This window comes from Shewanella oneidensis MR-1 (genome assembly GCF_000146165.2).
Taxonomy (GTDB): domain Bacteria; phylum Pseudomonadota; class Gammaproteobacteria; order Enterobacterales; family Shewanellaceae; genus Shewanella; species Shewanella oneidensis.
Genome location: NC_004347.2, coordinates 3368297 through 3388824 on the forward strand (window position 1 = coordinate 3368297; position 20528 = coordinate 3388824).

General features: G+C 44.8%; 21 protein-coding genes. All 21 read right to left on the reverse strand.

Going from position 1 to position 20528, the window contains the following annotated elements; genetic code table 11:
* Nucleotides 1–13: 13 nt before the first annotated feature.
* Complete coding sequence (gene fliE / locus SO_RS15065; RefSeq protein WP_011073113.1) at nucleotides 14–352, reverse strand: flagellar hook-basal body complex protein FliE; 339 nt, start codon at nucleotides 350–352, stop codon at nucleotides 14–16.
* 191 nt (nucleotides 353–543) lie between these two features.
* Nucleotides 544–1884 (reverse strand): sigma-54-dependent transcriptional regulator, encoded by a 1341-nt coding sequence (locus tag SO_RS15070; RefSeq protein WP_011073114.1) that lies wholly within the window; start codon nucleotides 1882–1884, stop codon nucleotides 544–546.
* Nucleotides 1877–2959, reverse strand: a complete 1083-nt coding sequence (locus SO_RS15075) for a sensor histidine kinase (RefSeq protein ID WP_011073115.1) — start codon at nucleotides 2957–2959, stop codon at nucleotides 1877–1879. The genes SO_RS15070 and SO_RS15075 overlap by 8 nt, the downstream gene beginning before the upstream one ends.
* A 108-nt stretch (nucleotides 2960–3067) precedes the next feature.
* Nucleotides 3068–4501 (reverse strand): sigma-54 dependent transcriptional regulator, encoded by a 1434-nt coding sequence (locus SO_RS15080; protein ID WP_011073116.1) that lies wholly within the window; start codon nucleotides 4499–4501, stop codon nucleotides 3068–3070.
* A 294-nt stretch (nucleotides 4502–4795) separates the two neighbouring features.
* The gene (gene fliS, locus SO_RS15085) at nucleotides 4796–5206 is read right to left on the reverse strand and encodes a flagellar export chaperone FliS (protein WP_011073117.1); all 411 of its coding nucleotides are present in this window, start codon (nucleotides 5204–5206) and stop codon (nucleotides 4796–4798) included.
* Between the two features lie 6 nt (nucleotides 5207–5212).
* Complete coding sequence (locus SO_RS15090; protein ID WP_011073118.1) at nucleotides 5213–5533, reverse strand: flagella biosynthesis chaperone for FliD FliT; 321 nt, start codon at nucleotides 5531–5533, stop codon at nucleotides 5213–5215.
* Nucleotides 5534–5561: 28 nt separating this feature from the next.
* Complete coding sequence (gene fliD / locus SO_RS15095) at nucleotides 5562–6932, reverse strand: flagellar filament capping protein FliD (RefSeq protein WP_011073119.1); 1371 nt, start codon at nucleotides 6930–6932, stop codon at nucleotides 5562–5564.
* Nucleotides 6933–6974: 42 nt separating this feature from the next.
* Nucleotides 6975–7361, reverse strand: coding sequence for a flagellar protein FlaG (locus SO_RS15100; RefSeq protein WP_011073120.1), 387 nt, complete (start codon nucleotides 7359–7361; stop codon nucleotides 6975–6977).
* A gap of 129 nt (nucleotides 7362–7490) precedes the next feature.
* The gene (locus SO_RS15105; RefSeq protein WP_011073121.1) at nucleotides 7491–8309 is read right to left on the reverse strand and encodes a flagellin N-terminal helical domain-containing protein; all 819 of its coding nucleotides are present in this window, start codon (nucleotides 8307–8309) and stop codon (nucleotides 7491–7493) included.
* A gap of 255 nt (nucleotides 8310–8564) precedes the next feature.
* On the reverse strand, nucleotides 8565–9386 hold the full coding sequence (locus tag SO_RS15110; RefSeq protein WP_011073122.1) for a flagellin N-terminal helical domain-containing protein: 822 nt from the start codon (nucleotides 9384–9386) through the stop codon (nucleotides 8565–8567).
* Nucleotides 9387–9481: 95 nt separating this feature from the next.
* Nucleotides 9482–10693, reverse strand: coding sequence for a flagellar hook-associated protein FlgL (gene flgL, locus SO_RS15115; RefSeq protein WP_011073123.1), 1212 nt, complete (start codon nucleotides 10691–10693; stop codon nucleotides 9482–9484).
* 11 nt (nucleotides 10694–10704) lie between these two features.
* Complete coding sequence (flgK, locus tag SO_RS15120; RefSeq protein ID WP_011073124.1) at nucleotides 10705–12630, reverse strand: flagellar hook-associated protein FlgK; 1926 nt, start codon at nucleotides 12628–12630, stop codon at nucleotides 10705–10707.
* A 40-nt stretch (nucleotides 12631–12670) separates the two neighbouring features.
* Nucleotides 12671–13825: a flagellar assembly peptidoglycan hydrolase FlgJ gene (gene flgJ / locus SO_RS15125; RefSeq protein WP_011073125.1), complete on the reverse strand. Its 1155-nt coding sequence runs from the start codon at nucleotides 13823–13825 to the stop codon at nucleotides 12671–12673.
* 17 nt (nucleotides 13826–13842) lie between these two features.
* Nucleotides 13843–14934 (reverse strand): flagellar basal body P-ring protein FlgI, encoded by a 1092-nt coding sequence (locus tag SO_RS15130; protein WP_011073126.1) that lies wholly within the window; start codon nucleotides 14932–14934, stop codon nucleotides 13843–13845.
* 11 nt (nucleotides 14935–14945) lie between these two features.
* Complete coding sequence (flgH, locus tag SO_RS15135; protein WP_011073127.1) at nucleotides 14946–15620, reverse strand: flagellar basal body L-ring protein FlgH; 675 nt, start codon at nucleotides 15618–15620, stop codon at nucleotides 14946–14948.
* 12 nt (nucleotides 15621–15632) lie between these two features.
* On the reverse strand, nucleotides 15633–16421 hold the full coding sequence (gene flgG, locus SO_RS15140) for a flagellar basal-body rod protein FlgG (RefSeq protein WP_011073128.1): 789 nt from the start codon (nucleotides 16419–16421) through the stop codon (nucleotides 15633–15635).
* A gap of 10 nt (nucleotides 16422–16431) precedes the next feature.
* Complete coding sequence (flgF, locus tag SO_RS15145) at nucleotides 16432–17175, reverse strand: flagellar basal-body rod protein FlgF (RefSeq protein WP_011073129.1); 744 nt, start codon at nucleotides 17173–17175, stop codon at nucleotides 16432–16434.
* Between the two features lie 172 nt (nucleotides 17176–17347).
* Entirely contained in the window at nucleotides 17348–18709 is a 1362-nt protein-coding gene (flgE, locus tag SO_RS15150) for a flagellar hook protein FlgE (RefSeq protein ID WP_011073130.1), read from the reverse strand.
* A gap of 67 nt (nucleotides 18710–18776) precedes the next feature.
* A complete protein-coding gene (flgD, locus tag SO_RS15155) occupies nucleotides 18777–19556 on the reverse strand; it encodes a flagellar hook assembly protein FlgD (RefSeq protein WP_011073131.1) in 780 nt (259 codons plus the stop codon).
* 24 nt (nucleotides 19557–19580) lie between these two features.
* The gene (gene flgC, locus SO_RS15160) at nucleotides 19581–19997 is read right to left on the reverse strand and encodes a flagellar basal body rod protein FlgC (protein ID WP_011073132.1); all 417 of its coding nucleotides are present in this window, start codon (nucleotides 19995–19997) and stop codon (nucleotides 19581–19583) included.
* Between the two features lie 2 nt (nucleotides 19998–19999).
* The gene (gene flgB / locus SO_RS15165) at nucleotides 20000–20404 is read right to left on the reverse strand and encodes a flagellar basal body rod protein FlgB (protein ID WP_011073133.1); all 405 of its coding nucleotides are present in this window, start codon (nucleotides 20402–20404) and stop codon (nucleotides 20000–20002) included.
* Between the last annotated feature and the right edge of the window lie 124 nt (nucleotides 20405–20528).

The window sequence follows — 20528 nt, forward strand, 5'->3', positions numbered from 1 at the left end:
GTTATTCATTGGCCTAAACAGGCATACTCATGATTTCTTTATAAGCTTCAACGAGCTTATTGCGCACTTGAATAGTGGCTTCAAAGGCAACACTGGCTTTTTCGCGGGCAATCACACTATCAGAAAGACTCACTGTGGTATCCCCCATGTCTAATCGCGTGGCGAGGTTAGATGAGGTTGACTGCAATCCACTGACATTACCAATAGCTTGCGACAGTAATTGCCCAAAGTCAGCACCGCTGGTGTTATTCACTTGCTGCACAATATTATTGGGTGATATTCCAAAAGAAGGAGTAACTTCACCTTTAAGTGACTGCATTTCTTGCAGTAATGAATTCGCGCCAATTTGCATGTTATGCTCCTCATCGTCGAGTTATTGACGATTAAACTCTCTAGATAAAGAGGATATGCAAAACTACGGCCAAGTTTTTACTTGGCCGTACGGTAATGAAATAATCAGGAAGTCAAAAATCTAAAAGGACAAATTACCAATAAGGTAACTTATTAGTAATTCCTTGTAAGACAAAAGGATAGCTAAATCGATTAGCTAGGCAATTGAATACCCATATCCCGCATTCTGGCCATTTTGTATCTTAAGGTGCGCGCGCTGATCCCCAGTTTCTCAGCAACCAACTTACGGCTGCCTTGGCATTGAACTAAGGTTTCGAGAATGATCACATGCTCCTGCGCCTTTAACTCTTCACCTAAACCTTCAGGCTCGCTCATATATTCGGCGTCATCGGATGTTAGCGGTACATCTTGAGCATCGATAATAATGTCATTGGCAGTGATCAACGCCCCCGCGCGTAAAATTAACGCTCGCTGCACAACGTTATCCAGCTCTCGTACGTTACCTGGCCAACGGTGGCTAAGTAAACGGCGGCAAGCGGCATCATCAAACTCAGGTAAATCAACGACATTAAGCGCCTTTGCGTGTTTTGTAAGCAAATGCCTCGCAAGGGGTAAGATGTCCGCTGGCCGTTGATTCAGTGCTGGCCAAGTGAGTGGAAATACATTTATACGATAATAGAGATCTTCCCTAAATTGCCCTGCGGCAACTACAGCTTTTAAATCCCGATTTGAGGTTGCCAGCACTCTCACATCCAGCTTAATGGTTTTGCGCCCCCCTAAACGTTCCACTTCACGTTCTTGTAACACACGCAGTAGTTTCGCCTGAAGACCTAAATCCATTTCTGAAATTTCATCGAGCAATAAGGTACCGCCCTGCGCCTGTTCAAACTTACCAGGGCAAGCCTGATAAGCACCAGTAAAGGCACCCTTTTCATAGCCGAATAATGTCGCCTCAAGCATATTTTCGGGGATTGCTGCGCAGTTGATTGCCACAAAGGCCTCTTCAGCCCGACTGCTGTGTTGATGAATGTAACGCGCCAACACTTCTTTACCTGAACCACTTGGCCCAAGGATCATCACTGAAGCATCTGAGGCTGCAACCCGTTGCGCCAAGGACAATAACGAGAGGCTCTTTTCATCTGCCACGACAGGTTGATCGCGATTTTGTTTTAGCGGTAAATAACGGGATACTTGGTTTAATAACACCTCAGGGGCAAAGGGTTTTGCCAGATAATCCACCGCACCCAGCTTGATAGCACTTACCGCACTGCCAATCGTGGCGTAAGCCGTCATTAACAACACGGGCAACTTGGGATGATGCTGCTGTAAATAATTTAATAAGCCTAAGCCACCAATCCCCGGCATTTGTACATCGCTAATCACCAGATCAAATTGATGTTGTTTTAGAGCAAGAATGGCCTCTTCACCGGATGCCACATCGATACAATCGTATTGCGCCAACATTAACGTATCGAGCAATGCTTCACGCAGGGACGCATCATCTTCAACTAAGAGCAATTTGGCTTCAGACATGGGATTTCTCCAGCGGCAATACTGTGGCAGATTTCGCCTGTGGGAAAGTAAGCGAGACTGTGCAGCCTTTATTTGGCATACAGTTTAATTGAAGTTGACCACCATGATTACGCACCACAGACTGAACAACGGCTAGGCCTAAACCTGTGCCTTGGGCTTTGGTGGTAAAGAAAGGCTCTAACACTCTTTGCTGCATCTTAGCATCCAGTCCTTTACCATTATCGACAACATTGAGATGTAGCTGATCATCTATCTCATTGGCGACAAGCTGGATCTGAGTCGCTCCCGCCTCAAGGCTGTTCATAACCAAATTATTTACGGCTGAGCTTAATGCATTCACATTCGCAAGCATTAAACCATTAGAGGCATTAGTCACAGTCAATTCTGCACCGTGTTTAGCTACAATCGGTTCACAGTTAGCAACGACATTTTCAATAACATCATTAAGATTAATCAGCTCACCCAACTCATCCTGACGCCCTTTAGCCATCAGCAGCATATCGTTCACTTGACGTTCTAACTCGTTGAGTCTGTCGACTAACTTCTGCTGAAATTTAACCTTGGCAGAATCCGATAACTTAGGACTAGCTAAATTGGCGGCATATAACAGTGCAGCGGAAAGCGGCGTGCGGACTTGATGAGCCAGTGTCGCAACCATTTTACCAAGGGCCGACAAGCGCTGCAGATGGGAAAGATTTTTTTGTAATAGACGGGTTTCGGTCAAATCTGTCAGCACGATTAACTGACCTGGCTCGGGCGTTAATGGCGTGATGGCCAGTTTTACGCGGCGACCATTACGCAAAGATACCTCATGACCATCATCATCCTGAGGGGCAAAAGCGGTATGAATAACATCAATCCAACGGGCACCACACAATGACTGTTCAAGCAACTCCACTGCAACGGGATTTGCATCGGTGACAATGCCATCACCGTTCAAAATCACCACGCCAGAGGGCATAGCCTGTAAAATATGCTCCATCCGATTGGACATATTGGCGGCCTCACGCAGTTGGTTCCATTGTTTGCTAGTGTGCTTGAATGTTTCAAGTTGCGCTAGTGGATGAGCTGACATAGTCACTCCGTCAAAAAATTGCTTCTAACGGAGTGATTGCACATTCTATGCCAAATTAAGAAATGAATTTAATTCAATAAATCAAATAGATAAACAATAACGAAATGACTATTCTTTTGTCATGCCGTATTTGCGCATTTTCTCGACTAAGGTCGTACGGCGAATACCGAGCATCTCGGCGGCGCGCGCAACCACGTTGTCCTGCTGCTCTAACGCTTGGCGTATCATATCAATTTCAAGCTCTGCCAGTAGATCTTTGAGGTTAACCCCTTCAGGCGGCAGCTCACTGGGGAAACGGGTTTCAGGTATTTCTACTGGCTCCTCACTGGTGAAAATCGAAGCAAGCGCATCACGCTCCTGCTGCTCTTCACTGAGCTCCACACTGTATTCAGGCACATCGATATGACGGTACTTTATGGGTAAGTCATTCACATCGACCAAGCCGCCCGGATATAAAATGGTTAAGCGCTCGACAAGGTTAGATAATTCCCGCACGTTACCTGACCAAGCATGTTCTTTTAACGATTCAATCGCACGCTGCGTAAACCGCACTTTACCACGACCTTCGTTGTATACGCGACTGACTAACTCTTGCAGCAGTAATGGAACATCATCTTTGCGTTCACTTAACGCGGGCATTTCAATCGGGAACACATTGAGGCGGTAGTAAAGATCTTCACGAAACTCATTACTGCTGATCATAGTTTCAAGATCCCTATGGGTTGCCGCTACGACACGCACATCGGCGTTAATCGTTTTAGTACCACCCACCCGCTCAAACACCCGTTCTTGCAATACGCGCAACAATTTAACTTGCATCTGCAAAGGCATATCACCGATTTCATCGAGGAATAACGTGCCACCTTCAGCGAGCTCAAAACGGCCTTTTCGAGAACTAATCGCCCCCGTAAAGGAGCCTTTCTCATGACCAAATAATTCACTCTCCAGCAACTCGGGAGGTATCGCGCCGCAGTTCACTGGAATAAAAGGACCATCACGGCGCTCAGATAAATAATGAATGTTACGGGCAACCACTTCTTTACCCGTTCCAGACTGACCAAGGACTAACACTGTGGCATCTGAGGTCGCTACTTGGCTAATTAAGTGACGGACATTGGCGATGCCATCACTACGCCCAACTAGGCTACGGAAAAGTTTAGTTTGATTTGCACTAGTCGGGACTTGCGGGCGTTTTACTTGCCCATAAACCTGACAGAAGTGCAGGAGTTCGGTTAATTGTGGGTAGTTTAATGGCTCTTCAATGTGACCTAGCACATTCGACACTTGCAGCTCACCGACATGACCAAATAATAAAATCGGTTGCCAAGGATACTGACTAGCAACTAACTTGAGCGCATCAGCAGACATATTATCAATACTGATCACTAGAGCACGGAAACGGGTTTCCTGCAGACAAGTGCTTAATTTTTCGATGGTGATGATATCAATCTGCTCACCCAAAAATTCAAAAATGCAACACAGGCGACTTAAGCGCTCTGATGGGGTTCCGACAAGTAAAATTCGTTGATCTGTTTGCATCATTCAGTAGGCCGTAAAGCGCTAATTAGGTATTAATTCGCATTAATTATTTATGATTAGTTGCTGTAAAAGCTTAACAAATTCAATGTAACAATCTGTGCCACCATCACGACTGTGATGAATATTGTATTATCAGCAGTCGAGAAGCAAGCTTCGAATGCGGATTCTGCCAAACTGAATTGATTTTAGTTCATTTATGCCATGATTCTAGCCATCGAAGTCAATTAGTTGACACGAGCCAAAAAAAGACGCACAAAACTGTGCGTCTTTCCTGATCATTTTATAGGGCTCTAGAATTTAGCGCGCTTCTACATGGGAAGAGATATTGTGTTTATCTGCGGGAATGGCGTCCCAACCTTCTTTGATGGTTCGTAAAATATCACAAACATCATCAATGGCCTTTACATCATTATTTAGGTTAGCTTCAGAAATCTTACGTAACATAAAATCGTATAAGTCACTCAAATTTTTAGCTATCTGGCCACCAGCATCCATATTTAAACTATTACTCAGTCCAATAATGATACCGACCGCTTTATTAATATAAATCCCTTTATTGACTAAATCATTCTGCTCAATGGCATAACGGCTTTGCGCAAGGCGCTGCAGAGCACCAGCAAACATCAACTGAATAATTCTATGTGGGGAAGCCACGGTAATTTCACTTTCAAGCGAAACCTTTCGATATGATTGCAGTGATCCTCTCATAAACACCTACCTATTTGAATCTATAGTCTCGTAAACACTGATCTGGCGCTTATTCTTACTGCTCGCATGTAATAATGCTTGCCTGTCAGCCATGATAATACTCGCCTTTTTTGTAAAGTCCTGAGTAAATTCAAGCTGACGCTGAAGATAGTTAGCATCCGTCATATTGGCATCGGCGACTAATACATTGAGTAAAAGTTGACGCTCTTCAACCATGTTCTGCAAATTTGAGACCAAGTCATCTGTTTGAGCGTCCTCAGCAGGAATTCGGTTTAGCTGTTCTAACACTTGCGCAAGTGTAATATTAAGCTCATCGAGTTGCTTCACAACAATGTTCCTTTTTACTTAAATCGATTTAGCTCTTTTTAACCGCACCAGGCAATGAGTTTAGTCGGTCAACTAACCCACTACTTTGTTGGTTGAGTTTTCCAACGACAAGGTCCATCGCATTAAATTGCTTCGTTAAACGGGCGGTTAGCTGGTCCATCTTCAGTGTAAATGCCGCTCTTTGATCTGCCAAACGACTTTGCTGAGTAGTATAGCTAGACTGACGGTCAGCAATTAACCCACTTGATTTAACATAGCTATTGGCAAGATCGTTAAACCGATTAGCAAGACCTTTATCAGGAGTTGCAAATAGTGCTTCAACGCTCGACATATCTTCGGTGAGTGCTTTATTGAGTTTTGTATCATCTACGGATAATTTTCCGTACCTGTCTGCTTTAATACCAATATCATAAAGTGCTATTGAACCACCATCCGCAGTGGGAACACGTCCACTTGCCACACTGCGAAGCTGAGATTCAATTGAGCGAATCATAGAGTCGCCCTGAAGTGCTGCTGCCGTTTTTTTATCTTTGTCATAGGAGGACATCTTATCGATGGTCGTCACTAAACTATTGTAGGCATCAACAAAAGCTTGAACGTTTGTTTTTACCGCTTCATTATCTTGCTCAATTTTAACCGTCGTGGTTTTAGCCACATCGGCATTCGTCAAATTCAGTGTCACACCAGTTATGGCATTTTTTACTTCATTACTTTGTGAGGTAACTTTTTGACCATCAATGTAAAGTACTGCATTTTTAGCATCTTGCAATGTCGAAGTATTGCCGGAACCAAACATATCAGTCACCCCTGAACCAGAGGTGTTCGTTGCAGTGAGACTAATTTGGTTATCTTCACCGGTTTTATTTGCGCTAAACACTAACCGACTACCGGCATCACTGGTAATCACTGTTGCAGTGACCCCAACATTATCGGAGGCTTCATTGACTTTTTTGGCAATTTCAGCCAAAGAATCGGTAGCAGCAATATCAACAGAAAAGCTTTTACCATTAACACCAAATGCTAAACTACCCTCACCCACTGGTTGTGTGGCATCAGCAACATTGGTACCTGCAATCTTATGATTAGTTGCTACCTGCTCAACTTTAATCCCATAGCTACCTGCTTGAGCTGTTTTTTCAGCTTTGGCGCTAAGGTATGCATCAGTGCTAACAGAAATTTTCCGTTGATTTAACGCATCACCAGTTTGAAGTTTCTTAACGGCATCCTGAAACGTAGACAACGCACTTTTTAAAGTTCCCATCGCAGAAACTTTTGCTTTGATGCTGTCTTCCGTCTTGTTGAACATCGCTTCTTTGGGCGCTTTCTCGGCATCCACTAACACTTTTACAATGTTAGAAATGTCTAAACCAGACCCCATACCTGTCGCTGATATTGCCATACAAACCTCTTACTCATCAACGGATAAATTACTGTGTGAGTTTTAAGCTTCTGTTTTCATTAACAGACCTGTCACTTCTGACAGTTTTTCTGCTAATTTCAGTGCTTCCTCACTGGGCATTTGTCTAATGACATCACCAGTATCTCTATCCAAGACTGTCACCACTGCTTGACCTGAATTTTCGTCAACTTTAAATGCAAGCCCTTTACGCATCATTGACATCATATCGGAAAGTTCAGTCGCCACTTGGGTTAACTTTCCAGGATTTTGTTCATTTTCCGTTCCACTTTGCTCAGTAGACTGTTCAACAGCTGATACGGCAGCATTGCGTTTTAACTCAACATCCGCCGTCGGTGCTTTCAGTGGTACTTGAGCCAAATCAACACGGTTTGAGACCTGCATTGATGTGCTTGCTATATTGATATCCATAGCTATACCTCACCATCATAAGCATTTGTCTTTTACAGCCTAACAAACACTATAACTTAATGACCATTTATGTGGCAAAGGGAGATCCGTCGCCGAACCTCCCTTATAACGTTATGCTTCAATAGTTTATTAAAGCAGTGATAAGGCCACTTGAGGTAATTGGTTAGCTTGCGCCAGCATTGCAGAACCTGTTTGTTGCAACACTTGGTTCTTAGTCATTTGCGATGTTTCTTTTGCAAAGTCAACGTCCACAATACGGCTCTTCGCATCGGCAACGTTTGCTTGTGTGTTAGCACTGTTACTGATGTTATGGGCTAAACGGTTTTGGATAGCACCTAAATCCGCACGTTGCGCGTCAATAGTTTTGATTGCTGCGTCGATTTTCTTTAAAGATGATGCTCGGGCAGCTGATGTCGTATTTCCCAAGGAACCGACAGATAAAGAAGATTTGTTACTGGCTTTTACAGTTACTTTAATATCTTCGCCGTCTTGTGCGCCAACTTGGAAATTCTTACCAGCAGAGAAACCACCCGCTAAAAGCTTAGTTGTACCGAATGCAGTAGTTTTACCAATTTCATCGATTTCGTTGGCAAGTTGATCCATTTCAGCTTTTAGTGCGCTTAAGTCAGCAGAGCTGTTGGCACCGTTTTCAGACTGAACGGTTAAATCACGCATACGTTGTAGCATGTTAGTTTGTTCTTGCATCGCGCCTTCAGCAATCTGTGCAATCGAGATCGCATCGTTGGCGTTACGCATACCGACTTCTAAGCCGCGAACTTGGCTATTTAAGCGGTTAGAAATAGCTAGCCCCGCTGCGTCATCTTTTGCGCTGTTAATACGCAGACCACTGGATAAACGTTCCATCGAAGTGGCCAAATCGCTAGCGGAAGTATTTAAGTTTTTCTGTGCTTTTAAAGATGTGACGTTAGTGTTAACTGTAATGGCCATGATCGTTTCCTCTTTAATACCTGGCTTGTCTAAACTTGCCTGTCTACTTAAGCCAGGCGGGTCTTAGTGGTTACAGTATATATAGCGGCAGCAGCTTTTTTATCTTTAGGATTATTTTTGAAAATTTTTATCTTTATAAAAACACATTTATTTTCATAAAGATAAAATTTATCACCACTAAAACTTTGCCTACTTTTCTAACCTTGATTAGAAAAAGTAGGCAAAAGTACTCTACAAAAACACTCAGTGTTAAGCTTAGCCCAATAGTGATAAAGCAACCTGCGGAAGTTGGTTCGCTTGGGCGAGCATTGCAGAACCCGTTTGTTGTAAAACTTGATATTTAGTCATTGCTGACGTTTCTTTCGCAAAATCCACATCGACAATACGGCTCTTCGCATCAGCAACGTTTGCCTGAGTATTCGCACTATTGCTGATATTATGTGCTAAGCGGTTTTGCACGGCACCCAAATCAGCACGTTGGCTATCAATTGTTTTAATGGCTGCATCAATTTTTGCTAATGAAGAAGCTCTGTTTGCTGACGTAGCGTTATTCAACGCACCTACTGATAAAGATGTTTTATTACTGGCTTTTACCGTAACCTTAATATCTTCACCTTCTTGGTGACCCACTTGGAATACCTTACCAGCAGAAAAGGTACCTGTAAGCAATTTAGTATTACCAAAAGCCGTACTATTACCAATACTGTCAATCTCTGTTGCAAGTTGATCCATTTCAGCTTTTATAGAAACCAAGTCAGCAGTACTGTTGGCACCGTTTTCAGACTGAATCGTCAAGTCACGCATACGTTGTAACATGTTAGTCTGTTCTTGCATCGCACCTTCAGCAATCTGGGCGATAGAGATAGCATCGTTAGCGTTACGCATACCGACTTCCAAACCACGAACCTGACTATTTAAGCGGTTAGAAATGGCTAAGCCTGCTGCGTCATCTTTAGCACTGTTAATGCGCAAGCCACTGGATAGACGTTCCATCGAGGTGGATAAACCACTATTTGAGGTATTTAAATTTTTCTGTGCCTTCATCGAAGTCACGTTAGTATTAACTGTAATAGCCATGTTGAGTTCCTCTTCCTAGTTATACCGCCAAGGCTTGGAGCTTGGCTAAATTTTTTAACAATTTATCTTACAGAGGGTTAGGTCTTTGCTTTCTGTTAAATAAAGTCAAACAGGGAAACAGAACCCACCTTACTAAACACGTTAGAGACTGCGTTCAATGCAAGCTGTTGCTTTTCAAATTCCGTAATCGCTGACGCATAATCCAGATCCTCAAGAAGTGAAAGCGCTGAAGTATTCACCACTTTCTCTTCTGTATGAGTATCTTTATAACGCTCGACGGTTTTCAGATTATTCCCTGCGACACTTCTGGCAGAACTCATCTGATTGACGCCACTGTCGATATTATTCAATATCTGTGCCAACTGAGCTTTACCTTGGGGCGAATTCGCCACATTAGGATCTTCGATCAACGCGATCGCATTACTGATCGTATCGAAAATACTCACTTCGGACTGAGGCTCCATGCTGAAACTATCGCCAGCACTGGGTTTACCGTCTATCTTGACTTCTATGCCATTAAAACTCACGGGAGTCGTGGCATCGAAGTTGGTCACGTTAGCGACGGGATTGTTAGCCGAATCCAATACCTGTAAATTGACGCCACCAGCACCATTATCAGAAAAATTAAATGTGTACGTATCAGCAACATAAGTTGCCTGATCAGCAATTTTTGCCGTTTGAACCTTAAAGTCCCCTTGCTGACTGGCCAAATAATTGACGCTATAATCGCCAAGCCCATTGGGTGCTTTCATAAAAGCTTGATCGCCAGGAATATTCGTTCCAATTGCGACACCTGACTGAACTAGACTATCGCGCACGCCAGAGTCGCCGCTGTATACGATCTTTGGCGGAGTAGAGTTATCAAAAGCAAAGGGTTGTTTGTCGGTGCTGAATCCAGAGAACAGATAATTGCCAGACTCATCTTTACTGTTGGCAAGGGAGAGCAATTCTTTGAGGCTGTCTTTCATCTCATCGGCAATCATTTGCCGCTCTGAGTCAGAGAGGGTGCCGTTGACAGCACGCATCAATTGCTCACGAATAGAGCCAGTTAAGTCTTCGGCACTGCCTAACTTACTTTCAGTGACAGCAAGGCGGTTATTGGCATAATCGATATTCTTCATAAATTGATCGACCAGAGCATTGCGTTGATTCAGGTTATCGATACCCAAGGCCGCTACAGGGTCATCCCCTGAAGTATTAACCTTTTTGCCACTACTTAGCTGTTCTAAAACTTTGCTTGTTGCCGTTTGTTTTTGCAGCACGCTAGTAATACTTTGATTAAAGAGCTGCGCAGTTGATAATCGCATCGTCACTTCTCCTAACGTACTGAAGTCAATAGGCTGTCAAAAATTTGCTGCGCGGTTGACATGATGCGAGCAGAAGCCTGATAAGCTTGTTGAAAACGCATCAAGTTGGCCGCTTCTTCATCTAAGTTCACACCAGATTCACTTTCTACTCTGGCATAGGCTTGTTTGTAGATGGCTTCCGCAGACCCCACTCGCACTTCGGCTGCTTTTGTTTTACTACCAATATCCTGTTTAGTCAGTTCAAAGACATCCGCAAGTGTTGACTTACCACCATTCATCACTTTGGTTTCACTCAGTTTTGCCATCGCAACTGCATTGGTGTTATCCCCTTCGGCAAAGGATAAGTCGAAGGTAAATTTGTCACCCGCAGCTGCAGCGCTACTCTCGACTTCAAAGGTAAAACCAAAGGCACTGATGCTTGGCGGCGTATAGGCGGTGGGCGCACCAAGGGATGCGCCTGTTGCATCAAAGGCTTCAAATGTCGGCGGCACGGCAGTTGTATTTAACTGAATCGTCAACTCGCCTCCCTTTACCGGAAAATTCGCCGCATTACGATCAGTAATTTGCGTGAGCTTAACTTGAGTGTTACCTGAGTTCGCGGTATCTGCGGTAATTTTTGGTGCTGCGGCTGCAATACCTTTAGGATCTGTCATCACCACTTCAATGCCATTCGCGGCACCTGCGGTTGGGCGTATTGAAAACCGATCTCCAGAGGCCATGGCCCCGGCTTTAATATCAATTGAAAACCCAGCACCACCTTCTAACTTAGTGCCATTTAAGGTAAGCGGAGTAATCGCGCCCGTTTGCGTATCTCGCAGTTCATAGGTCGAAGGTGCAGTAAAAGATAACTCATATGATCCACCCGTTAAGGCACTGGTATCGTCGATATTAACGCCTAAAGTCGCGTTGCCAGTATTATCTGTAAAACCACCAACCCGGCCTAAGGACATCAATGGATCGTTGATATCTTTGAACATATTTGCGCCAACTTGACCATTAAGATCAAATCCTTGCGCCTGCAGTTTGTTAAAGCTGTCGGCCACGCCTAAGGCCAATTGATCAAGTTCTAAGCTTGCAGGCACTAAGGTCTGGTCACGGTATTCAAATAACGCGCCCAACTGACCGCCTAACTTGCTAGGATCAGCCTTCACACTCTGTGAGCCAATGGAAGACATCAACTGCAATTCATTTGGGAAAGGATCACCTGTTGCCGTACTCATTGACATAGCAACTTCCCCAGAGACCAACATGATAGAACCGCCTAACATGATGCTCTTGGCGCCATTTTCTAAGGGGATCACATTGACCTGCGCATACTGACTCAGCTCTTGTACTAACGCGTCTTGTTTGTCTAATAAGATGGGATCTTGATTAGGTGATTTCATCAATTCAAGATTGAGATTAGCAAGCTCAGTGCTGATTTCATTAATGCGCTTAGTCATCCCCGTGATTTGATCATTGGTTTGATTGAGCTGCCCGTTCAAGGTCGACTGCATCTGGTTCAAACTATTCGCCAATTGTTTGGCATCGTTTAAGGTTGAGCTACGAATACCTAAATCTGCAGGTAAATCCGCCAAGCTGTTGAGGCCAGCAAACAAATCGGTCAAGCTCTGTGGTACCACTTTACCGATTTGGGAGAAAATTTGGTCAAGCTCACTTAGCTTTCCATAGCTGGCCTCTGCCGCACTCAGAGTCGTTTGGCCAATACGCAGCTCACGCGCAGCATAGTCGTTATAAATACGTTTGACGTCAGAGACATAAGTACCAGTCCCATAAAAGCTACTGCCAAGACGTTGGGAATCTAAGGTGGTTTGCGTCGCCACTTGTCTGTGATATCCCACGGTATTAGCGTTGGCGATGTTATTACTGGTCACCCCCAGTTGCGACTGGGAAGCGAGCACCCCTGTACGGGCAATATTTAAAAGATCGATAGCCATTAGCCGATACTCCCCAATACTAACGTCTTATGAAGAATGATCATTTGTCTTCTCCTGGCAGTATCGACTTCAGCTCTTCACTGATTGACTGCATGACTTTAATCACTTTTTCAGCATATTTAGGATCGGTTGCATAACCCGCTTCCTGTAATGCACGGATAAACTGAGTCGGTGAAGCCGCCACTTTCTTGGCATCTTGATAGCGCTCACCGTCAGCAATAAAGGAAACAAAATCGTTAAAACTGTGGTCAAAATCGTTGTAAACACGGAAATCGGCTTTTTGTCTAACGGCAATACCCTGCTCAAATTCCAAGGTACTCACGTTAGCTTTATCACCTTGCCAACGACGATCAGCTTTAATATTGAACAAGTTATGGCTTGGGGCTCCATTATGGCCACGGACAATTTTTTGTCCCCAGCCAGTCTCAAGGGCCGATTGAGCTAATAACACTTCGGGTTTAGTGCCAAGGGCTTTAGCGGCTTTTTCTGCATGGGGATATAGCGTCGCTAAAAACTCTTCACGGCTACCAAACTTGAGCGTCTTTTGCGTTTCTCTAAATGCCACAGTCGGCAATATTTGGCCGCTGATGACAGGTTCTATCGCTGATAAGGGTTGCTCAGACCAAGTAGGCTTAGGCGTATCGATGGCCAGTAAGCGCTGAGGCCTATCAATGTCGAGTGAAGAGGTGACGCCATTGTTGTCTTCAAATTCAACACTTGGGCGGGCAATTGATGCTGGCACACCATGCGCTACAACCACGGGAGTGTTAGCACTTTCAGCCTCTGCGGTAGATGGCGTTTGAGTAGGAATATTGAGCGCTTTAGCGTCATGTTCCAATTTCATGCCACCGTCATTACGCAGCACAGATGCCGGTGTAAACGGGCTAGACTCAGGTGATAACTGCTGCACCATCATGTCCGCCAGTCCCAATACGCCTTTATCCGATAAATCGACGGATAACTGCTGATCCCGCATCTGCTCATAAAACTTGGTGTATTGGCTATTGAGAGGACTATCGGACTCGAACACCGCATTTGCGTCACGCATGCTCTTCATTAGCATTTGCACAAAAACGCCTTCAAATTGTTGGGCGACTTTTTTCAAGGCGCCCTTTTCATCTTTCTGAGCCTGGGCACGCAGGTTATCCAGCCCGCCCAGATCAAGAAAATGTGATGAACTTGAAAGCTTTTCCATGATTTTCCCGACAGAAATTAGATGATGATAAGTTCACCATGCAAAGCTCCTGCCACTTTTAACGCTTCCAGAATTGCAAGCACATCTGAAGGCGCTGCACCCACTAAGTTTACGGCGCGCACTAATTCATCTAAGGTCGTGCCTGGATTAAACATAAACATCCGGCGATCACTTTCGGTAGCATTAATCGTGCTATTACTGGTCACTGTTGTTTGACCATTGGCTAGCGCATTTGGCTGAGACACCTGAGTCGCTTCGGCGATAGTCACAGTCAAACCACCATGAGTCACTGCCGCAGGCAATAACTTGACATTCTGCCCCACCACAATCGTGCCCGTACGCGAATTCACAATCACTTTGGCGGACTCCTCAGCAGGTTCCACCTCAATGTTTTCTAGCGTGGCTAAAAAGGATACCCGTTGAGATACATCCCTTGGTGCACTGACCTGAATCGACGTTGCATCCAATGGACGCGCCATATCAGGACCGAGCAGATCATTAATCGCATCGGCCATCCGCTGCGCGGTCGAAAAATCCGAGCGACGTAAGTTAAACGTCAAATAATCGCCAGTGGAAAACGGCGTTGCCACACTGCGTTCAACAATGGCGCCATTAGGAATGCGGCCAACGGTGGGTGTGTTTTGAATCACTTTAGAGCCATCCAAACCATCGGCACTAAAACCACTTACGACTAAGCTGCCCTGGGCAATTGCATACACATTACCGTCAACCCCTTTAAGGAAAGTTTGCAGTAAGGTTCCACCACGTAAGCTTTTTGCCTCACCCAAGCTTGAAACGGTCACATCTAATTCTTGACCCGGCTTGATAAAGGCAGGCATATCAGCATGCACAGCGACCACCGCCACGTTTTTGATTTTGGGTCTAAAATTTTCAGGCAAATTGATGCCGAAATTTTTTAGCATAGTGGTGAAAGTTTGCTCGGTGTAATTGGTTTTCTCCCCTGTACCCGGTAACCCCACTACCAAGCCGTAACCAATTAACTGGTTATTGCGCACCCCTTGCACATTGGCAATATCTTTAATGCGTTCTGCCTGGCTGGGCATAGAAAACGCCAACATAAAAACGGCAAAAATGAGTTTACATTTCATGATATGACTCCTTAGAAGGGCCACCAGTCGCTCATAAAGAACTGGCTTAACCAGCCCACTTTTTGCGCTTCGGCGAAAGTACCAGTACCGCTATATTGAATACGCGCATTGGCCATACGGGTTGAATCGATTGTGTTATCTGGCTTGATATCTTGCGAGCGCACAATACCGGTCACGCGGATAAACTCATCACCATTGTTGATTGAAATCCACTTTTCACCGCGCACGACTAAGTTACCGTTATTGAGCACTTGCATAATATTGGCGGAGATACTGCCATCTAAGCTATTGCTTTGATCTGCATCGGATTCGCGCTTAGTATTCATGCTATCTTTGTAGCGTAGGTCGAGGGGGATACCGCCTAAAGACAGATTACTGCCACCCGCATAAACCGGATCGAGCGTCATATCAGAGCCTTTTTTGATCTGATTACCAGCACTTTTTTTAGCTTGGGTCGCTTCTTTTAGTACGATAGTGATAATGTCGCCGACTTTATGGGCGCGAATATCCGAATAAAGACTGGCCGCTTGACTATCTTGGTAAATGGACCCTGTGGCCGCAATCTTGGTTGGTGGCGCTTCGGGGTAAACAGGAGCATAGAAGGGATCATCCGCAATCGGCTTCTTTGGGGTTGAACTACATGCCGTCAGCAAGAGCGCAGCGGCCAATAGTAAATATCTAGCCATGATCATGTGCCTCTATAAATTCTGATTCACATAAGCCAGCATCTGATCGACCGCCGAAATGACTTTGGAGTTCATCTCATAAATCCGCTGACTTTCAATAAGGTTAACCAGCTCTTCGGTCACGTTCACGTTAGAGGTTTCTAACGCACCTTGACGAATCGCCCCCATACCATCCAGAGATGCAGTACCTTGGATCGGTGTACCGCTGGCACCGGTTTCGGTGTACAGGTTTTGTCCCATAGGATCTAAACCCGATGGGTTAATAAAGTCGGTCATACTGAGCTGACCCACGACTTGGTTTTCTGCCGCGCCCGGTGTTTTTACCGAGACTTCACCTTCGGCTGATACTGTAATACTGGTCGCATCTTCCGGAATCGTGATCGGTGGTTGCAACACATAGCCCGAACCCGGCGTTACAATTTGCCCAGTATCATCTAAGGTAAATTGACCATTACGAGTATAAGCTGTAGTGCCATCGGGTAACTGGATTTCGAAAAAACCAGGGCCTTCAATCATCAGATCGAGCGAGTTATCCGTGGTCAGCATATTGCCTTGGGTAAACATTTTTTGAGTGGCTACCACTTTGGTACCCGCACCAATGTTTAAACCGTTTGGCAACTTAGTGTTAGAGGCGCTAATGCCCCCTGCTTGGTTAACCGTTTGATATAACAAATCTTCAAATACCGCGCGGCTCTTTTTGTAGCCTACGGTGCTGGCGTTTGCGACGTTGTTTGAAATCACCGAAATATCAGTTTGCTGTGCGTCTAAGCCAGTTTTACTAATCCATAACGCTGGATGCATAATTTATCTCCTAACTAATCCGCATGAGTGAAGATGAAGCGCGATCATTTTCTTCCGCGGTTTTCATCATCTTGACTTGCAATTCAAATTGTCGCTGTAGGTCAATTAAAGACACCATCTCATCCACGGAATTGACGTTACTGCCCTCTACAGCACCACTTTCAACAGACACACTGGGATCGGCTGGGGCAGGATCACCTGACACCAAACGGAATAACCCATCCTCGCCACGCATCATTTGTGCGTTGCCGGGGTTAACCAGCTTTAACCGTCCAACCTCTTCGACGACTTCCGTCGTCGCACCTTGAGGCCGAACAGAGATAATCCCGTCCTGAGAAATCGTGACCTTTTCAATCGGCAGCGGTAATACAATCGGCCCCGCATCACCCATTACCGGATTTCCACGGTCGTTATGCAATAAACCCGTTGAGTCAAAGCTTAAACTACCGGAACGGGTATAGGCCTCGCTACCATCCTGTGCTTGCACAGCGAACCAACCATCACCTTTAATGGCAACGTCAAGATCGCGTCCAGTGCTTTTAATCGGGCCTGAACGAAAATTGGCGGAGGGGGTTTCAACCATGGCAAACACCCTTGTAGGCAATCCTTCACCAAAGGCTTGCATCGATCTGGCTTGTGCCATATCAGACTTAAATCCGTCGGTATTGGCGTTAGCTAAGTTGTTGGCACGCAATGCCAACTCATTCATATTTTGCTTAGCACCGCTCATGGATATATAGAGGAATTTGTCCACAGACTGCTCCGTCAAATTTTCAACATGACAATAGCAAAGCAAGCATCATGCCAATAAAACAAGCAGCTAATTGACTGATAAATTAGAAATGTTTAATAAGAAAGTGAAGGCATTACAGAAAGAGGCTAAGTGTTGCCGTAAGCGGCAACACTTAGAAGAGGGATAAATCAACTTAACGAATTTGCAGTACCGTTTGTTGCAGCGTGTTATTCACTTCCAATGTACGTGAGTTGGCTTGGAAATTACGTTGGGCTGAAATCAAATCCACCAGCTCGGTCGTCAAGTCGATGTTAGATTGCTCTAACGCCGAAGAACTGAGACTACCAAAGGTGCCACTATTAGGCTCACCAGCCAAGGCTGGACCTGACGATAAACTCGCCTTCCATGAAGTATTACCCACTTGCGTCAAACCTTGTTCGTTCGCAAAGCGTACTAAAGCAACACGGGCTAATGGCACTGTTGAACCATTGGAGTAACTCGCAGTGATCAAACCATCTTCACCGATTTCGACATTGGTTAAACGTCCAACGGTGGTGCCATCCTGTGACAATTCTGTGGCGGCAAAGGGAGCAGAGTATTGCGTTGGCGCATTGAACTTGATATTTACGGCTTGGGTGCCATCGGCACCAGGACCTAAAACACCAGCACCACCTACCCCTAACGCTTCCGTGGTAACTACTGCAGGATCACTCCCTGTATACACACCGACAGAGTTAAACTTCAGAACCGATCCCTTCCAGCCACCAGTGGTTTGAGCTGTACCAGTTGCATCGGGAGTACCATCACCATTGGTGTCTGTCTGATAGGTTCCTGCGGGACCTGATACATCGACTTGCTTGCCATCAATGGCATAGTAGGCAACCCAGTTGTTTTCACCATTGTAAGAGCCGTTGTTTGGCTTCACAAAATAGGTAGTCATAATATGTGGCTCACCCAATGAGTCATAAATCGTCATGGATGTAACGCTGTTATAGGTTTTGGAGTCTAAAGGATCAAAAGCAGCAGGGTCGAGTGAACCTTCTTTTGCATTGAGGTTCATCTGCAAAGTCACGTTTTCAGTCTGAACAGGGCTACCCGCGGTATCAGGAATTTGCACAGGTTTAGCCGTAGTCAAACTGACAGAAGTGGAGTTACCATCTTTATCCACTGGGAAGGTCTGCAAAAAATTACCTGCAGAGTCAACCATATAATTATTTTTATCGACTTTAAATGCACCAGCACGGGTAAACTGATGATCCAATGTACCGATCTCAGACGCTGTCACAAAAAAACCACCACCTTTAATCGCCAAATCCAACGAGTTATTAGTCAACTGCAGACTGCCTTGGTGGAATTGCTGCGCCACTTGGCTTGTTGCCACCCCGCCACCCACAGCCGTTTTTGAGTTTGAGAAAATTGAATTAGCGTAAACATCCGCAAATTCAGCGCGCGATTCTTTAAAGCCAATGGTATTCGCATTCGCAATGTTGTTCGCCGTAGTGTTCAAATCTTTCTGCGCAGCAGAAATGCCACTCAATGCAATGTTAAACGACATAATTCACCTCTACATTTGCTCAATTCAATAATGGACAAGTAAGGTCCATTTACAATCTTGATAACCATTAAACTTCTGTAATAGCAAGCACATCCGACAACTTAAAGGCCATTCCACCTTTGAGGTTCAAAATGGCACCGGTCGCTGCAGTACCTAAGGAAACACTGGTCACATGCCCATAGGTCGATACTGCTAACGCTTGCGATTTATCATTCACCAAACCCGATGCTTTGATGGAGTAATTGCCTGCGGCAACAGGTTCCCCTTTATCGTTCAAACCATCCCACTTGACATCAGTGTTACCGCCCTTGCTACCATCGACAGTAAATGTTCTGACCACTTGCCCTTTCTCATCTTCGATTCGAATGTTGATGACGGGAATTTTTTCTGAAGTACTGATTACGCCATTTAAACCAGGACTTTCTGCAGATATATATCCAGTATCCGTCGGTAATAGCACTTTACGTCCGACTAATCCCGATGCTTGTAATGCTTGGCTCGATGTCATCACACTGTTTAAATTAACAATTTGATCATTGAGCTTAGAAATGCCATCGACGGTAGAAAACGATGCCATTTGCGCAATCATCTGATCGTTATCAACGGGCTTAAAGGGGTCCTGCATCGATAACTGCTGACTGAGTAATGAGAAAAAATCCTCTTGGGTCAGCTGCTGGCTCTTTGCTTCAGGTACTGCTGAATTACTCGGTAAACGTAATCCATCCAAAAATGGATTGCCGGTAGAATTAGTCGACGTCTTGGTGTTATTGGTTGATACCGTATTCGGTTGATTTTTTGTTTGAGTCACCTGCGATGAGGTTTGACTCATTTGGTTAATGAGGCTCACAACTTACCTCCTAAATAACGCATATTATTTACCCATCCCAAGTGTTTGTTGCAGCATAGATTTTGCCGCCTCAGCTACTTGAACATTCATCTGATATGAGCGAGAGGCAGAGATCATGTCCGCCATTTCTTCCATGACATTCACATTAGGCTTATAAATAAAGCCATCACCATCCGCCATCGGATGATCCGGTGAATACTCTTTTAATAAGGGCTTATCACTTTCAACAATACCTTTTACCGCCACACCTTGAGAGGCCTGTTGTTGACTCTGGGCCTTTGCCATTTCGGCTTCAAAAATGGGATGACGTGAACGATACGTTTTATCAATACTGCTAGATACTGAATCGGCGTTAGCAATGTTACTCGCGGTGGTATTAAGCCGCAGAGACTGGGCAGACATGCCAGAACCCGCAACATCGAAGATATTAAATAAACCCATGATTAATCCCCTCTCAGCGCTTTTTTCATGCCGCTAAATTTACTGTCTAAAAAACCCAGAGACATTTGATATTCAAGGGCATTTTGCATAAATGCCGATTGTTCTTGTTGAACATCAACAGTATTGCCATCTCCAGTATCGGGTTGATTCGGCACACGAAATTTAACGTACTGTCCAGTTAATTGAGCCAAACCAAAATGCTGCTCATCACCGGTCATCTCTAAGCTGTTTCGCTGCTGTTGCTGCGTTTTGGCCACATTTAAGGCAGCAGAAAAGTCGACATCGCGGGCTTTATAATGCGGCGTATCAGCATTTGCGATATTACTTGCAAGCACTTCTGCTCGCTCAGAACGGATCCCCAAAGTGAATTGGTGTACTCCGAGAGCTTTATCAAAATTAATCGCCATAAAATTGCCTCCATCGTGTCACTCATGTGAACAAAGCAATTCATGTGCCAATACGCTAATAAGAGATAAGAATATTTTGAAGGGAAACTCTTGGTAAAAAAATTACCGAACTTGGTCGGTAATT

Bases quoted from the DNA above. Each gene is read 5' to 3' on its own strand.
- SO_RS15130 (WP_011073126.1), bottom strand. From the start codon at position 14,934: ATGAAATGTAAACTCATTTTTGCCGTTTTTATGTTGGCGTTTTCTATG.
- flgB (WP_011073133.1), bottom strand. From the start codon at position 20,404: ATGGCGATTAATTTTGATAAAGCTCTCGGAGTACACCAATTCACTTTG.
- SO_RS15105 (WP_011073121.1), bottom strand. From the start codon at position 8,309: ATGGCCATTACAGTTAACACTAACGTCACATCTTTAAAAGCACAGAAA.
- flgK (WP_011073124.1), bottom strand. From the start codon at position 12,630: ATGGCTATCGATCTTTTAAATATTGCCCGTACAGGGGTGCTCGCTTCC.
- SO_RS15075 (WP_011073115.1), bottom strand. From the start codon at position 2,959: ATGTCAGCTCATCCACTAGCGCAACTTGAAACATTCAAGCACACTAGC.
- flgE (WP_011073130.1), bottom strand. From the start codon at position 18,709: ATGTCGTTTAACATTGCATTGAGTGGCATTTCTGCTGCGCAGAAAGAT.
- flgJ (WP_011073125.1), bottom strand. From the start codon at position 13,825: ATGGAAAAGCTTTCAAGTTCATCACATTTTCTTGATCTGGGCGGGCTG.
- flgH (WP_011073127.1), bottom strand. From the start codon at position 15,620: ATGGCTAGATATTTACTATTGGCCGCTGCGCTCTTGCTGACGGCATGT.
- SO_RS15080 (WP_011073116.1), bottom strand. From the start codon at position 4,501: ATGATGCAAACAGATCAACGAATTTTACTTGTCGGAACCCCATCAGAG.
- flgL (WP_011073123.1), bottom strand. From the start codon at position 10,693: ATGCGATTATCAACTGCGCAGCTCTTTAATCAAAGTATTACTAGCGTG.
- SO_RS15100 (WP_011073120.1), bottom strand. From the start codon at position 7,361: ATGGATATCAATATAGCAAGCACATCAATGCAGGTCTCAAACCGTGTT.
- fliS (WP_011073117.1), bottom strand. From the start codon at position 5,206: ATGAGAGGATCACTGCAATCATATCGAAAGGTTTCGCTTGAAAGTGAA.
- SO_RS15070 (WP_011073114.1), bottom strand. From the start codon at position 1,884: ATGTCTGAAGCCAAATTGCTCTTAGTTGAAGATGATGCGTCCCTGCGT.
- fliD (WP_011073119.1), bottom strand. From the start codon at position 6,932: ATGGCAATATCAGCGACAGGTATGGGGTCTGGTTTAGACATTTCTAAC.
- flgC (WP_011073132.1), bottom strand. From the start codon at position 19,997: ATGGGTTTATTTAATATCTTCGATGTTGCGGGTTCTGGCATGTCTGCC.
- flgG (WP_011073128.1), bottom strand. From the start codon at position 16,421: ATGCATCCAGCGTTATGGATTAGTAAAACTGGCTTAGACGCACAGCAA.
- SO_RS15110 (WP_011073122.1), bottom strand. From the start codon at position 9,386: ATGGCTATTACAGTTAATACTAACGTGACTTCGATGAAGGCACAGAAA.
- fliE (WP_011073113.1), bottom strand. From the start codon at position 352: ATGCAAATTGGCGCGAATTCATTACTGCAAGAAATGCAGTCACTTAAA.